This is a genomic window from Acidovorax sp. Leaf78 (genome assembly GCF_001422735.1).
Classification (GTDB): Bacteria; Pseudomonadota; Gammaproteobacteria; order Burkholderiales; family Burkholderiaceae_C; genus Acidovorax.
In genome coordinates this window covers 24,190-40,092 of the sequence record NZ_LMLZ01000020.1, presented here as the reverse complement: position 1 = coordinate 40,092, position 15,903 = coordinate 24,190, and the positions used below count along the sequence as shown (strand labels likewise).

Annotated in this window: 10 protein-coding genes; 2 read left to right on the top strand and 8 right to left on the bottom strand. The window is 65.8% G+C overall.

The genetic code is table 11. From position 1 onward, the window contains the following. The first annotated feature begins 147 nt into the window (after window positions 1–147). Window positions 148–2,259, top strand: coding sequence for a TonB-dependent receptor (locus ASF16_RS11920; RefSeq protein ID WP_056167107.1), 2,112 nt, complete (start codon window positions 148–150; stop codon window positions 2,257–2,259). 56 nt (window positions 2,260–2,315) lie between these two features. Here ASF16_RS11920 and ASF16_RS11915 read toward each other — a convergent pair whose 3' ends face one another. Further along, window positions 2,316–3,956, bottom strand: a complete 1,641-nt coding sequence (locus ASF16_RS11915) for an argininosuccinate lyase (protein ID WP_056167105.1) — start codon at window positions 3,954–3,956, stop codon at window positions 2,316–2,318. A 177-nt stretch (window positions 3,957–4,133) separates the two neighbouring features. On the opposite strand from ASF16_RS11915, the gene ASF16_RS11910 reads away from it, so the two are divergent. Then, a complete protein-coding gene (locus ASF16_RS11910; protein WP_056167103.1) occupies window positions 4,134–5,084 on the top strand; it encodes a LysR family transcriptional regulator in 951 nt (316 codons plus the stop codon). 29 nt (window positions 5,085–5,113) lie between these two features. On the opposite strand, the gene ASF16_RS11905 is transcribed toward ASF16_RS11910, so the two are convergent. From ASF16_RS11905 to ASF16_RS11875, 7 genes are all read right to left on the bottom strand, one after another. Beyond that, a complete protein-coding gene (locus tag ASF16_RS11905) occupies window positions 5,114–7,651 on the bottom strand; it encodes a membrane-bound PQQ-dependent dehydrogenase, glucose/quinate/shikimate family (protein ID WP_369817160.1) in 2,538 nt (845 codons plus the stop codon). Window positions 7,652–8,003: 352 nt separating this feature from the next. Continuing rightward, window positions 8,004–10,262: a bifunctional diguanylate cyclase/phosphodiesterase gene (locus ASF16_RS11900; RefSeq protein ID WP_235507394.1), complete on the bottom strand. Its 2,259-nt coding sequence runs from the start codon at window positions 10,260–10,262 to the stop codon at window positions 8,004–8,006. A gap of 67 nt (window positions 10,263–10,329) precedes the next feature. After that, window positions 10,330–11,091 (bottom strand): GGDEF domain-containing protein, encoded by a 762-nt coding sequence (locus ASF16_RS11895; RefSeq protein WP_056167099.1) that lies wholly within the window; start codon window positions 11,089–11,091, stop codon window positions 10,330–10,332. Continuing rightward, the gene (locus ASF16_RS11890) at window positions 11,092–11,481 is read right to left on the bottom strand and encodes a DUF1987 domain-containing protein (protein WP_056167095.1); all 390 of its coding nucleotides are present in this window, start codon (window positions 11,479–11,481) and stop codon (window positions 11,092–11,094) included. It abuts the gene before it with no gap. Window positions 11,482–11,515: 34 nt separating this feature from the next. After that, entirely contained in the window at window positions 11,516–12,088 is a 573-nt protein-coding gene (locus ASF16_RS11885) for a SiaB family protein kinase (RefSeq protein ID WP_056167093.1), read from the bottom strand. Between the two features lie 12 nt (window positions 12,089–12,100). Continuing rightward, window positions 12,101–13,333, bottom strand: coding sequence for a SpoIIE family protein phosphatase (locus ASF16_RS11880; protein WP_056169039.1), 1,233 nt, complete (start codon window positions 13,331–13,333; stop codon window positions 12,101–12,103). 219 nt (window positions 13,334–13,552) lie between these two features. Beyond that, window positions 13,553–15,787 (bottom strand): ATP-binding protein, encoded by a 2,235-nt coding sequence (locus tag ASF16_RS11875; protein ID WP_082516887.1) that lies wholly within the window; start codon window positions 15,785–15,787, stop codon window positions 13,553–13,555. Window positions 15,788–15,903 lie beyond the last annotated feature (116 nt).

The following is a 15,903-nucleotide window of genomic DNA, read 5'->3' as shown; positions in this document are numbered from 1 at the left end:
CGCCGTGGCATGCAGCGCGACAATCGACGCAGGGTCGGCAGCGGCTTCCCCCGCTGCATCACCCTGCTCTCCCTTTCCCTACTGTCGCCTCGCCTGTCTTCGATCCCTCCTTGACCCTCACTCTGCGCTGCCGTGTTGCGGACTTCCATGCCCCCTCTTTTCAAACATGGCGCCGTGTTCATGCTGGCCGGCTGCGCCTGCGTGGCCGCCCACGCCGCCGAAGAAACCACTGACGCACAGCCATCCGCCGATGCTGCGCCCACCTTGCGCACAGTGGAGGTCATGGGCAGCACGGCCGCCCAGCGCCGCTTCGACAGCGCTGCGAGCCACAGCAGCGTGGTGGTGGACGGGTTTTCGGCACCCTCGCCCCTGGTGAATTTGTCAGAGCTGCTGAGCGGCCAGGCTGGCGTGGTCACGCAGGACCGCGGCAACTACGCGCAGGACCTGCAGATCGCCGTGCGCGGCTTCGGCGCCCGCTCCACCTTTGGCGTGCGGGGCGTGCGCATACTGGTCGACGGCATCCCTGCGACCATGCCCGACGGCCAGGGCCAGGCCGCCACCGCGCACCTGCCCTCGGCCGCCCAGATCGATGTGCTGCGCGGCCCGCTCGCGCAGCTGTATGGCAATGCGGCCGGAGGCGTGGTGCAGGTCACCACGCGCGACCCTCGCACGACCGGAACCGCGCAGGCGGGTCTGGCCATCGGGTCGTACGGCCAGCGGCTGGTCGACGCATCGCTCGACTTTGGCGACCAGCGCCTGGGTGGCCTGGTGGACGTGTCCCGTTTCGACACCGACGGTTGGCGCGCACACAGTGGAGCGCAGCGCACACACCTCAACGGCAAGCTGGTGGCGCGGCCGGACGGCCGCACACGCGTGACTGCGCTTGTCAACCTGTATGACCAGCCGCTGGCGCAGGACCCGCTGGGCCTGACACACGCCCAAATGCAGAGCGACCCGCGGCAGGCCGCTGCAGTCGCCACCGCGTTCGACACCCGCAAGTCGGTGTCCCAGAACCAGCTGGGTCTGGTGGTGGACCACGAGTTGTCGTCCACCGACAGCGTGCAGCTGCGCGCCTACGGCGGCACGCGCGACCTGACGCAGTACCTGTCCTTTAGCGGTGCAGCCACCAACAGCGCCGGCGGGGTGGTGAGCCTGGACCGCAGCTACCACGGCATGGGCGCCACCTGGACGCGCTCGGCGCGGCTGGCATCCGGCCTGCCAGTGACCCTGACGGCGGGCCTTGAGACGCACCGCATGGCCGAACACCGCCAGGGCTTTGTGAACGATGCAGGCACCAGTGGCGACGTGCGCCGCAACGAGCAGGACCGCGCCACCAACACTGATGTGTACGCGCAGATCGATGCCTGGCTGTCGCCCCGCTGGCGCGCCATTGCCGGCCTGCGCGCAAGCCAGGTGCGCGTGCAGGTGAACGACCGCTACATCACCCCGGCCAACCCGGACGACAGCGGCGCGCGCACCTGGCGCCACACCAGCCCCGTGCTGGGTGTGGTGTGGAGCGCCACCGACGCGTTGAACATTTACGCCAATGCGGGCCGCGGCTTCGAGACACCCACGCTGGCCGAAATGGCCTACAGCGTGGGCAACGCAGGCCCCAACTACGGGCTGTCTGCATCGACAAGCCAACAGTGGGAGATCGGCGCGAAATGGCGCGGCGAGCACCAGCAGGTCGACCTGGCATGGTTCGACACGCGCAGCCGCGGCGAGATCGTGCCGGTGGCCACCGTCAACGGCCGCTCCGTCTTCCAGAACGTGGACAACGTGCGCCGCCAGGGCCTGGAGCTGGCCTGGCGGGCCGCTTGGGGCGCCTGGTCTCCCAGCGCCACCTACACGTACCTGGATGCCCGCTTCGGCAACGCTTACACCGGCGCCGCAGGCGCTGCCGTGGCCGCAGGCAACCGCTTGCCAGGCACTGCACGCCATGTGGCGCAGTGGGCCGTCGACTACGCACCGGGCCCCCGGTGGCGTGTGGGCGGCGCAGTGAACCTGTCGGGCCCGGTATTTGCCAACGACACCAACAGCGAATCGGCTGCAGGCTTTGCCGTAGTGGGGCTGCACGCGGGCTACCAGATGGGCGGCACGGCGCCAGGTGCCACCCGCTGGCAATTGTGGGCCAGGCTCGACAACCTGTTGAACCGACGCTATGCCGGGACACTGATCGTGAACGATGGCAACGGCCGGTTCTTTGAACCGGCAGCCGGCAGACGGTTGATGGTGGGTGTGCGGGCGCAGTTCCTCTAGCGCCGGCCGGCTTCCGTTGCCACTGCCGTTGCAGTTACCGGGCCGCGCCCACAGGCTTACGGGGCAGCGACCAGGGTTGCAAAGGCGGCATTCAACGCCGCCTCGGCCGACAGCAGGCGTTGGCGTGCGTCACCAGCCCACGCGCGGTCTTTGGCCAGGCTGTCGGTGCCAGCGGCGATCATCCGCTGTACCTCCCGCGGTTGGGGGCCACCGGTGCCCGTGCGGGTGACGACCATCTCTGCAGGCGACAGCGCGCGGCGAAATTCCTTCTCGCTCAGCGGAAGCCGCTGCTCCTTGAGGTCGTATTTTTTACCTGCTTCGCGGTAGATCTTCACAGCCTCTGCATAGGGAAAATCCTTGGGCCGAATGTTGCGCTCTTTCGCAAACAGCACCACGTCGGATGCGAAGTGGTGCCCCACGCGGAACGGCACGCCGTGACTGCGCTGCAGTGCCTCCGCCAGCTCCATCGACGTGGTCCATTCGGACTCCAGCTCCTCCAGTGCACGCGCCGGATCGATGCGCAGCGAATCGAGCACATCGGTGAACTGCTGCAGCATTTCGACAGCCTGCACAAACGTCTTGGCGCTGGCAGGGCTCCAGGTGTTCTTGTAGTCGATCATGCCCGGTGTCACGTTATGGGCGCGCCACAGCGACGCCTGCGCCGAGGCCACCACGTCGCTGGCCTTGGCCCGCGTGTTCTGGATGATTCCGGGGTTGGCCTTCTGCGGCATGGCGCTGCTGGTGTAGGTCTTGGAGCTGGCCAGCAGCAGCCAGGGCCGGGTCTGGTGGTACTGCGTGTGAACATCCTGCATGAAGGCACCGACGCGGATGGCGGTCGAGCTGGCAATGGACGTGGCTTCGATGGGAATGTCGTAGGTGCTGATCTGCCCGGCATCCAGCGAGTTCACGATCAGGCCGTCGAACCCGAGCAGTTGTGCCAGGCGCTCGCGGTTGATGCTCCAGCTGGAGTTTGCCAGCACTGCGGTGCCCATGGGGCTGAGGTTGACGCGTGCGTAGGCCTCGCGGATGCGCGCCGAGTCGCGGCCGAACGAGTCGGCAAGGGCCATCAAGTAGTGTGCATAGCTGATGGGCATGGCCTGCACGCCGTTGGTGTAAGCAGGCACATACGTGGCGGTGTGCGCCTGCGCGATGGTCATGAGCCGAGCACGCACCTGATCCAGGGCGTCGGCGAAGTCCAGCATCTCCAGCCGCAACTGCGCGGCGTTCAGCGTGGAATGAATGTCCTGCCGGCTGCGGCCGGTGTGGATAAGCGTGGCCTCGGGCCCCACAGCGTCCGTGATGATTTTCTCGACCTGCAGGACGTCGGTGGGCCGCTTGCCGCCGGGCGCGCTGGCCTGCGCGATCGACTGCTCCACGCCGCGCGCTATGCGGCCTGCCAGCGCCTTGGGGATGATGCCCTGCTCCACGTTCATCACGGTCGATGCCATGTTGATCCGGCCGAACCAGTAAAAGGTGTCTTGCGATTTGGACAGCGCACTGGTGGCGTCACCCTTGACGACGCCCTGGATCTTGGCGACCTGCGCCTGGCATTCCGCCGTGGTCTTGCAGGCGGTATCCAGCGTGTCTGCAGCGTGTGCAGTGCCGGCGGCCAGCAGCGCGCCGACGATGGGCAGAATGTAAAGGCGGGAGGTGCGCGGTGCGGCACGGTGCGACGGGTAAGTACAGGGCGATGGCATGTGGTTTTGTCTCCTCAGTGACCGCGGGACCTTGGCATGTCCCTTTCGGCAATAACATTCGTGGAGTGGATTGACTGAGCGCGTTGGCGCCCACCCTTCAGGGCCCGGGCATCGTTGCACAGCGCGCCGCGCGAGACCAATGCTTCTTTAGCTGTCTGATTCATTTTTTGAATACCCATGTCTGAGCCCTCCCCGTCGGTCCTGTTCAATCGAATCCTGGGTCGCGTCCGCCTGAAGCACCTGCAACTGGTGATCGCGATTGCCGACCTGCAAAGCCTGCACCGGGCTGCAGCGTCCATCGGCCTGAGCCAGCCTGCCGCCACCCACGCCCTGGCAGAGCTGGAGAACACACTGGGCGGGGCCATCTTCGAACGGCACGCCAAAGGCATGCGCCTGACGAGCCTGGGTCGCGCAGTGCTACCGCTGTTGCGGGCCGCGCTGGTGCCCATCGAGGCGGTGGCCGGCAATGCAGCGCTGATGCAGCAGGGGGCAGCGTCCGCCCCGATCCGCATCGGGAGCATTGCCGCGGGCATCAACGGCTTGCTGACCACGGCGATACACGCTTATTGCGCGTTGCAGCCAGACGCCGTCATCGATGTGCAGGAGATCACCATCGACAACCTGCTCGCGAGCATTCAAGAAGGAAAACTGGACCTTGCGATCTGCCGCCAGCCGGAGCCCATGCCACAGGGTTTCGAGTTCCACGCCGTGCGGCAGGACGAGTTCGTCGTCGCGTGCCGCACAGGACACCCGTTGGCTCAGCAAGCCACCCTGCAGGCCGCTGATTTGCTCGCGCATCGCTGGCTGGCCCCACCGCTCACAGGGCTTGGCCCCTTGCAGGTGGAGCATCTCTTCGACGACCTGGGGGGTGTTCCCGATCTATGCAGGGTGTCCAGCCGCTCGGCAGAAATCGCCTATGCCCTGCTGTCCGCCAGCGACTTGCTGGTGTGCCTGCCGATGAGCCTGGTGCGGCCGTTCGTGCAACGGCAGGACCTGGCCGTGCTGGCCTGGCAAACCAGGCCTGTACCGCCGCTGGGCGTGCTGGTCAGAGCGGACTTAATGACGGACCATGGTGCGGCCCACCCGTGCCGCCCGTTCATCCATCACCTTCTCGCGCAGGCCCAGTAGCGCCGCCGACGCTACGGCGCCCGGCGCTGCTAGCGCGGCAATGCGTAGGCACGCACCGAGTCACCGGCCTTGGTGCCCGTGGAGCCATGCCCGCCCGCCACCACCACCACGTACTGGCGCCCGTCGTCGCCCGTGTAGCTCATGGGCGTGGCCTGCCCGCCGGCGGGAAGGCGGTCGTGCCAGATGATGCGGCCGTCGTTCACGTCATAGGCACGCACATAGTTGTCGAGCGCGCCTGAGTAGAACGCTACCCCTCCGGCCGTCACCATGGGCCCGCCGATACCGGGCACCCCCATGCGAAACGGAAGCGGTACTGGCGCCAGGTCGCGCACCGTACCGTTGCGGTGCTTCCATGCCACCTGGCCCGTGCGCAGGTCGACACCCGCCACGTAGCCCCAGGGCGGTGCCTGGCAGGGCAGGCCCATGGGCGATACGAAAGGCTTCATCGACGCGGCAAAAGGCGCACCAAAGTTTTCGTTGAGCGCGGGCAGGTTGCCTTTGGGCGGTCCATCCTTCTGCACCATCAGGCTGGAGTCGTTTTTGCGGGGGACCAGCTTGGACACGAACGCCAGGTATGTGGGCGTGGTGAACGCCACCTGGCGGGACGGGTCGACCGCAATGCCTCCCCAGTTGAACACGCCGAAGTTGCCTGGATACACCAGGCTGCCTTGCTCGGAGGGCGGGGTGAACCGGCCCTCGTAGCGCAGCCGATGGAACGCGATGCGACAGGCCAGCTGATCGAACATCGTTGCGCCCCACATGTCACGCTCGCGCAGCGGGGGCGGGTTGAACGACAGGGCCGAGTGGGGCTGCGTGGCCGCAGTGTGGTCGCCGGCGGCTGCGCCCTGGGGTGCTGGCGCCTCCTGTACCGGCAGCAACGGCGCACCGGTGCGGCGGTCCAGCACAAACAACTCGCCCTGCTTGGTGGGCTGCACCAGTGCAGGCACCGTCTGGCCATTGATCTGCAGGTCGAGCAGGGTCGGTTGTGCAGGCACGTCGTAGTCCCACAGATCGTGGTGCACGGTCTGGAAGTGCCAGCGCACGCGGCCGCTGGCCAGGTCGAGCGCCACAACAGACGACGAATAGCGTTCCACCGCCGGACTGCGGCGGCCGCCCCATTGGTCGGGTGGCTGGTTGCCCATGGGCACATAGACCATGCCCAGTGCCTCGTCCACGCTGGATATGGACCAGCTGTTGGGCGAGTTGGGCGTGTAGGTGCGCCCTGGCGCCAAGGGTGCGGTGTCGTCAGGGTTGCCTGAATCCCAGTTCCATACCAGCTGGCCGGTGTCGATGTCGAATGCGCGGATCACGCCCGACTGCTCCTTGACGGACGCGTTGTCGAGCACCGTGCCACCCACGATCACGTAGCGCTGGGTGACCACCACCGGCGAGGTCGAGTAGTACGCACCTGGCCGCAGGTTGGGCATGCGCTGCCACAGGTCGATCTGGCCGGAGCCCCCGCCAAAGTTGGCGCACACCGCGCCGGTGTCGGGGCTCAGCGCGATGATGCGGCCATCTGCCGTGGGCATGAACAGCTTGGCCATGCAGGCCGCATCCGTCGCACCGCGCCGTGCCGCGATGGGCGTCTGACGGGAGTTGGATGCGGCAGCAGCAGTGTCGGCAGGCGCCGCGGTAGCCGCAGTAGGCGCCGCAGCAGTGAGGGGCAACACGGGCACTACGGTTGCGCCAGCGTTCACATCCGCCGCAGCAGCGCGCGGCGGCTGGTAAGACAGCCCGCGGCAGGTCAGATGCTGCAAAGCCAGCTTGTTTTCAATCTGGGGGTCGTAGCGCCACAGCTCCTTGCCCGTGGTCGCATCCAGCGCAATCACCAACTGGTGCGGCGTACACAGAAAAAGCCGATTGCCGATCTTGAGCGGCGTAACCTCGTACGTGGTCTCCTCAGGGTCGCCCGGCTTGCCCCGCACATCGCCTGTGCGGTATTCCCAAGCCAGCTTCAATGCCGACACGTTGGCGGGCGTGATCTCCGACAAAGGAGCAAAGCGCTGGCCCAGGCCAGTGCGTCCATAAGCGTGCCACTCTCCAGGCGCAACCACAGGGTTGCCGGGCATGCCCGATGCGGGGGTGGGCGCGACTGCGGGCGTGACGGTGGCAGAGGCTTCGGTCCGCGGCAATGTGCCCGCGACATCGTGCGGGTCACGAAACCACGACGCGACCGCGACGGCTGCAGACACCACGATCACCAGACCCAGCAGTGCACTGCCTGAGGGCGACCAGCCCCGGTGCGCCCGGCGCGAACCCAAAGGCGAAGCGGAGGCATCTCTCTCGTCGGTGAGCGAAGGGCGCCCCGACCAGCGGGTGAGCATCCACAGGCCCAACACGAACAGCACATCGAGCCGCGCGGCCAACGGCCACCAGTCGAGGCCCACCTCCCACAGCGCCCACGCGAGCGACCCGCCGAGCACCACGGCATACCACCCACGCGCCCACGGATGCTGGCGGGCCCACAAGAATCCCGTGACCAGCAGCGCGCTCCCGACCGCAGCGTAGTACCAACTGCCGCCGAGCGACGCCAGCCAGAGACCGCCCGCCAGAACGGCTGCGCCCATCAGACCGGCGATAACGCCCGTCACCATTGCCCTGCGTGTGTGATTTGCCATGCCGACCCCATCCCATTGCGCTTGTAAAGGCTCTTCCGCGCGGCACCTGCGCGCGGATGTGGACCTAAAGCCATGGTGACGATGTTGGCGGGGAAGCGCCGTGGGTTCTGGCGCTGATGGCAAGTGCGCCCTCGCCTACAGGCGGTGAAGCGCTACGCCGGTCTCGCGCTCCAAACTTTCGGCATTGGGCTGCGCAAAGTCTCTCCAGAGAACCGTGTCAAACGTGTGCGCCCAGCAGAACGCATTCACATCGCGGCCAGCACCCACGACGCACCACCATCATGGAAGACCGCATCTGGCCTTACAGCAGGTTGCCGACCTCGCCGTGAGAAACCCGCCCAGTGCACACCGCTTGGACCACGGGCTCCGGCTCATCCCGCAAACCAGCGCAAGGCACTTGCATGTGCCGAACGGATGACCCCGCGTGGCGCCGGATCCAGCCGACCAGCGCGTCCCGCTCCATCGGCCTGGCGATGTGAAACCCCTGGCCTTCCTGGCAGCCCATGCCGCGCAGCGACTGCCAGACGGCGGCATCCTCGATGCCTTCCGCCAGCACGCTCAGGCCGAGTTTTCGGCCCAACTGGGCCACCATCTCAGCAATGCGCGCGCCGCGCGGTTCACCGAGCTGTCGGACGAATGAACGGTCGATCTTGATGCGGTCCAGCGGCAGGCGTTCCAGGTAGCTCAGTGACGAATACCCGGTGCCGAAGTCGTCGATGGCAATCGTGATGCCCTTGGCTCGCAGAGCCGACAAAGTGTGCTCCAGGAACTGCGTCGGGAGCACCGCCACCGACTCCGTGATCTCCAGTTCGAGGTGCTCGCCTTGCAGCCCGCTGTGGTCCAGCGCAGCGCACACGATGTCGAAAAATCCCGGGTCCTGCAACTGCACCGTGGACACATTGACGGCCATGCGCTGCGGGGCAGCGTTGGCATCCAGCAGCTCACGCATGGTGGCGCACGCGGTGGCCAGAACCCACTGCCCCAGTCCGACAATGAGGCCGGAGTGTTCGGCCACGGGAATGAACTGATCGGGCGGAACGAATCCGCCGTCCGCCGTCCGCCATCGCAGCAGTGCCTCCAGCCCCACCAGGGCATGGGTGTCGAGGTTCAGCTGGGGCTGGTACACGAGGAACAGCTGTTCGTTCTCGATGGCCTCCCGCAGCTCGGAACGCAGCAAGGCACGGGCCCTTGCCTCCGTTCCCATTTGCACGGCGTACTGGAGGTCCTGGCCCCGGTGGTCGCGTTTCGCGCGCTTGAGGGCGATGGTCGCATCCTTGACCAGATCGGCACCGGCCTGCGGTTCGTCGGGCAGGAGCACGTACCCACAGGTGAGCGATACCTTGTGCGGTACGCCGTCGATGTTCAACGGTTGCCGAACGCAATCCAGCAGGCTTCTCGGCCTCACCTGCCGGACGGAGCCCAGCACCCCGAAGGTGTCCGCCCCGAGCCGCGCCAACAGCACGCCAGGCGGCAGCGATGCTTCCAGGCAACGCGCGACCTTCTCCAGCAGCCGGTCGCCAAAGCGATGGCCCATCACCTCGTTCGTGGCGCTGAAGTCATCAATATCGATCAGCGCCAGAACGTAGTCGGTGGCCCCGTGCCGCGCGCAATCATTGACCTCTTCGACAAAGTGCGCGCGGTTGGGAAGGTTCACCAAAGGGTCGTGGTAGGCGCTCTCGTGCAACCGCCCCAGAAGCCCGCGGTTGTGCAGCAGCGTGCTCAGGTTCGCGCACAGCACATCGAGCAACTGCGGCTCCAGGCCGCGATGGTTGCGGGGCACATCCATGAACACCACGAAGTCTTGCTCGTCCTTGTGGCCGATGTGCAGCGCCAGTCCTCCCGACTCGCCGAACACGTTGTACCGCTTGGCGATGGAAGTGCACAGCAGATCGAGTTCGGGCCCTTGTGACAACAGATCCAGCGGGAGCCCTGCGAGTTCGGAGAACCTGCCCGAGGCGGCCAGTACGTAGTAGTCACGCCGGTTCTCGCCGCGCTGCACGCACACCAGGCCCTCGCGTTCCACATTCAGCAAGGCCGCCAGTTGCGTCAGCACTGCCGATGCGAACTCATAGGCATCCTTCGTTTCCAGAAGCGATGCGCTGGAGCGCACGATCATCTCCAGGCTGACCCGGCTGGCATCGACCGCGCACAGTTGTTTGTAGGACCGAACCGCTGTCACGACCATCGCCAACAGCCGGTCGGGGGTGAGTTCGGCCTTGGTCCGGTAGTCGTTGATGTCGTACCGCAGCAGGGTGTCAAGGTCCGGCACCTGCCCGGGCTGGCCGGTGCGCAGCACGATGCGGGTGTTCCTCAGGCCCGCCGAGTGGCGGATGAAATCGACGAGGTCCAGCCCCGGGCTGGCCTGCTCCGGCACCACGTTGAGGATGACCATGGCAAGGTCGGTTTCCTTGAGCAGCAAAGATTTGGCCTCGTCGCCCGAGAACGCATGCATGAACACCAACGGGCGCTCGAACAGCGTGTGGCCCTCCAGCGCAGCCAGCGTGGCGGCGTGCACGTCGGGATCGTTGTCGACGACGAGTATTCGCCAGTGCGTCCCCATGCCGAGCGCGTCACGCCGTGTGGTGTCGAGGGTGGCCCACCTTGAATCTGCCCGGCGCAGTTCAGCCTCAGACCACATGCTCAAGCGATGGCAAAGAGCTGGCCGCCACGCAGACCTGGTTTCGCCCACCGCGCTTTGCGACGTAAAGCGCTTCGTCAGCCAGGCCATAGGCGCTGTCGAAATCGCTGCCCGCACCCGCCCAGCACACGCCGAAGCTGGCCGTGACGCCGCTGCCGTCCGGCAGATCGAAGACGCACGTCTCGATGGCCTGCCTGAGCGCCTGCGCCACCCGCTCGGACTCCTGGGCGCTGTGCTGCCGCAGCACCACGGTGAACTCCTCGCCGCCCACGCGCCCTATCTGCGCGGTGGCCGGGACCACCGCCTGGAGACAGGCGACCACGCCCAGGATGACCTTGTCGCCCATCGGGTGGCCGAAGCTGTCGTTGATCCGCTTGAAGTGATCGATGTCGAGAACGACCAGGGCCAGGTCTTCGCGGACGAAATGCCGGTTGACCCGTTCGATGATGGCCGCGCGGTTGAGCACGCCCGTGAGCGGGTCATGATTGGCACGGTGTTCGAGCTCGGCCGCCAGATCCTGCAGCCGTGTGTTCATCTGGTTCATCTCCAGCTCGGCCCTGTCGCTGCGGCGCACCAGCCTGCGCGTCTCCCGCAGGAGTCGCTCGTATGCCAGGATCAGCTCGCCCAGGGCCGACCCACAGGCGTCCTGCGCGGAGCCTGCGCAAGCCGAATGGGCAGCTCGGGCTGCCAGCAGCGTCTGGTTCTCGGCATCGAAAAGATCGGGCGCCGGCCCGGTTGCAGCGCTCACCATTCAAGCGGCTCCCACCGCATGGGTGACGAACTCGATGGCTGGGAAGTCTTCGCTCAACTCCTGGCCGAACTCGAGGATCGTGTCGTCCTCTTCGTCGTGGTACCAGTTGAGCACCACCCGGTTGCCCGCTTCTGCAGCGTTGCTCAGCGCCTCGATCAGGTTGAACAGCATCTTGGTGCTGGAGCTGTTGAAATACGCCAGCGCCACGTTCACGTTCAGGGTGGCTTCGCGCTGCGTGGACAAGAATTCGCTGAGGCGCGCGATGATGTCGCCGTAGAACGCGGCTGCATTCTCAGGATACGACTCGCCCCGGAGACTGAGCGTCTGCGCATCAAACTTGAAATCCACCTCAGGCGAGCTGGGCGTTGGTGCGATGTAGAGGTTTTCCATCAGTAATCTCGATTCATTGACAGGCGCTGTGCGCCTAGATGGCTGCCTTGAGGTAGAAGACAGGCGAACTGCCGGTCTCCTCGTCGGCGTCGAAGTCAAATTCGAGCGGCTCGCGCGCATCCCGCGCGACGGTCAGAAAACCCATCCCCGCTCCCTTGCTGCCTTGTGGCGTTTCCTCGCGCAGCGTTTGTCGGTAGGCCTGCTTGATCTCCTCGAGCGTCATGCTGCGCAGCGCACTCAGCTTGATGCGCAGCTCTTCGGCCACCACGCGCTCGATGGGGTTGGCGCACAGCAGCGAGAAGCTGCCATCCGCCTCGCGGCGAATGCACACCGACCCGTGGCGCAACTCGCCGTTGTTCTGGCTCGCAGGCGTCAGGGAGTCCGCCGAGTAGTGAATGATGTTCTGCGCCATCTCGACGAAGGACGAAAAGAGCTTGCGCCGCGTAGGAGCAGCGACACCGGCGACTTCGAGCTGCAGCTTCACCGCGTCGGCCATCGCAGCCACGATGTGCTGCGAGAAATACCCCACGTAGTAGAAGATGACCTGGTGCTGGCGCGCCAGGTGGAAGAACGAGCCGTACTTGGTGGCGATCGTGAGAGAAGGCATATCGTGGTCTGTCTATGTGCGAAAGCTAAAGAAGGTCAGGTCGTCGCGCCGATGGTGCTCGCCTTGCCAAAGGCGAAGCGCTTCCAGCAGCGCAGCGTTGACTTCTGACGGCGTCTTTTCCCTGTGCTCGAGCAGCACCTCGCGCACACGGCGCTTGCCCAGCGCAATGCCGCGGGGGCCACCGATCTGGTCGATCAGCCCGTCGGTGCTGACGAACACCAGACTGCCCGCGGGTAGCACCACTTCCTGGTTCTTCCATGCGTAATCGAACTCGCTGTCCACATAGCCAACGCCCTTGCGCTGCCCATCCAGCACGTCTACCGTGTCGGCTCCGGGGCGAACCACAAACATCGACAGCCGCGCGCCGGCAAAAACCAGCCGGCCTTGCGCGGGCTCGAACCAGAAGCACGCGGCGTCCATGCCGTCGTCGGAACCCGGGGTGCGATCCTGCCCATCCACCTGACCCAGCATCTGCTTGATGCTGCGGTTGACGTGGCCCAACAGGCTTGCGGGGTCGCGGGGGCCATTCTGTTCAATGGCCTGGTTCAGGCTGGTGGACGCAATCAACGTCATGAATGCGCCGGGCACGCCGTGGCCGGTGCAGTCCGCCACCGTAGCAAACCAGCCATCGGCATCCGTGCTGAACTGGTAGAAGTCGCCGCCGACGATGTCCCGCGGTTGCCACACCAGGTCGGCGTCCGGGCAAGCGCGTGCCAGGGCGTCGAGCGAGCTGCGCAGCGTGGACCGCTGGATCACGCTGGCGTATTCGATGCTGTGCATGATCTGGCGGTTGCGAGAGGCCTGCATGTCGGCCACCACCCGCATGAGCTGCAGCCCATTGCCGATGCCCGCATAGGCACCGTCGCGCGTGATGATGAAGCCGTCGGACAGGGCCTTTTCTCCGTACTCCACGGTCTTGAAGGTCAACGCATCGATGTCCAGGGCCGCGTCGACAATCAGCGGCTCCTTGTCCATGAAGGCGATGCAGCTCTTACGGCCATACAGCTCCTGTCGGAACTGCTTGCTCATCTGCGACAGAAAAATGCTGCGGTTGATCAGGCCGATCGGCTGGCTGCCTTCCACCACCGGCAGACTCACCAGGTCGCGGTGGCGGTTGAACACCTCCATGACCTTTTCATTGGTCTCGTCCGTCGTCATGCACGGCACTTCGATGCACAGGTCGGCGGCGCTGGGCTGGCGAAAACGCGGCCGGAAATCGCTCAGGTACTCAGTGGTTTCGGGCATGAACAGCGCCAAAGAATCGTTGTGAGCAAATGTTACCGGTGCGGTATTTCGGTTTTGTGACGCTGTGGTGCGGTCACTTCCGAAAACTGCAGCGCTGCTCATCTTTCGCCGGGCTGACCCGGGGCGCCGCCTTGAACAGCGGAGTTCCGACCCAGCCTTATGCGGTGACTCTTGAACCTCGCGTCCCATGCGCCAAGCGCCGGGCTCCTCACTCCACGGTCACCCCACCGTTTTTCTCAGCACCCGCAGCACATCGGCCACGTCATAGGGCTTGGCCAGCACCTGCACACCTGGCATGGAAACGCGGTTCTCCGAATAGCCGGTGGCCAGCACCACCTTGACGTGGGGGAAGCGGCTCACGATGGTCCTGGCGAGGTCGATGCCATTGATCGTGCCGGGCATCACGACGTCGGAAAATACGACGTCGATCTTGGTGCCGGCCTCCAGGCAGGCCAACGCGGCGTCGGCACTCTCGGCCATGATCACGAAAAACCCTCCGCCCTCCAGCGCAGGCGCGACGCTTTCGCGGACCAGGGCGTCGTCCTCCACGAACAATAGCGTGCCGCCACCGCGCCCACCCGAACCTGCTGCGGGCTCCTCGCCCGCCGTGCTGCCCCGCACATCGGCAGCCGCTCCAGGCGCCTCGGTGGCACCGACGGCCCTGGGCAGGTAGATGTCCACCTGCGTTCCCTGCCCCTCGCGGCTGTGGAGCAGCAATGTTCCGCCAGATTGCCGCGCGAACCCGAAAGCCTGCGGCAACCCCAGGCCCGTACCCTCGCCCACCCGTTTGGTGGTGAAGAACGGGTCCAGCGCCTTGGCCATGACATCGGCCGTCATGCCGATCCCGGAATCCGAGAAGCTCACCCGCACGTAGTCGTCCACCGGCAGCCCGGCCGCGGGGGAGGCGCCCGGCTCGTTGCCGACCACCACGCGAATGCTGCCCCCGGTGGGCATCGCATCCTTGGCGTTGATCACCAGATTGAGGAACGCCAGCTCGAACTGCGTCGGGTCGATGGTGACGGGCCAGGCCTCCTCCGGAATGACCACGTCCAGCGCGATGCTGGCGGGCAGCACGTTGTCCACCAGGGGGCGGAACTCGTGGATGTGCTTTTGCAGGCTCACGGTCTCCAGCCGCGCATCCTGCGTGCGGCCGAAGGAACTGAGCTGCCCCGTCAGTGTCTTCGCGCGCTTGAGCGCCTTGGTGCAGGTGTCGAGCAAGCCCTGCACACGGTCGGACTCGTTGACCCGCTTGGCCAGCTGCAGCGAGGTCGACAAGGTCTGCAGCAGGTTGTTGAATTCGTGGGCGATGCCTCCGGTCAGCCGACCCAGGGCTTCCATCTTCTGGCCCTGCAGCAAAGCCTTTTGCGCGCGCTCGGTGTCGGCCACGGCTTGTGCAACGCGCAACTCCAGCTCGCGCTGGTTCAACAACAAGCGATCGCTCACCTGTGCGATCCGCACGCCCACGGCGTCGACCTCGACCAGCCCCTGTGACGTGTAGTTCACTTGTTCGCCCCGGCCCAGTGCATCGGCCGCCAATGCCAGCCGGTCCATGCGAGAGATGACCCCCGCGCCGATGCGGCGCGCCACCAGCAGCGAGATGATCAGCACCAGAACGGCAGCCAATGCAAAGAGCCCGGCCCCGCGCAGGGCCGATCGCCGAATCTCGCTCTCGGGAATGCTGAGAACGACCGTCCAGTCCGATGCGGCCACGCGCTGGTAGAACGTCTTGACGGCCACCCCATCGAGCGTGACCGAGCGGGTGACGCCCTGCGCGGTGGATGCGAAGAGTTTTTGAAGCCGCTCGTCCGAGGCCTTGCCTACAAATTTCTCGGGGTCTCGCGAGCGTGCCAGCACTACCCCCTTGCGGTCGACAATCGCGCCCAGCCAGCTGGCCGGCATGTTTTGCTGGGACATCAATGCCTGCACCGCGGCAGCATTGACCCCCATGACGACGAAGTAGCGGACGGCACCGCGCTCCATGAATGGCACCTGGACGACGAAGTCGTACCGCTTGCCGAGCGGCGCAAAAAAGACGTCCGACACCAGGGGAGAGACGCCACCGTCACGCTGCATCAGGTCGCTGACGTTGGACGCTCGCTGGGTCGGAAGCACGGACCCCAGCGGTACCCGCGTGTTGAGCAACTGCCGCCCGCTCGGTTCGATCAGGATGATGGTGGTGTCGGAGGTCGGTGCGTTCTTCTTGGCGAACTCGTAGAACGTCGCCAGGTCACCGGTGGCCAGGGAAGGCGCATTGGCGATGGTGCCGAGGATGCGCTGCCGGGACTGCAGTTCGTTGTCCACCAGAAGCGAGAAGGTGCGCGCCGCCTCCTTCAGCCCGGTTTCCTGGGTGGCCTGCTCCTCCTGATAGACATACCAGATGGCCAGCATCGCCGCCAGGGAAGCAGGTATCAGTACGGAAAGGACGAGAGCGAACAGCTGACTTTTGATGCGCATGGCCAACGATCAACACGAGAGTCCGACGATACAAACCAGGAGATATCGCGTCTCTGGGTCACGAGATGGTTGCCGACTATAGCGCCGGGCAGCGAGCGCGGTGCGGGCCATGGCAT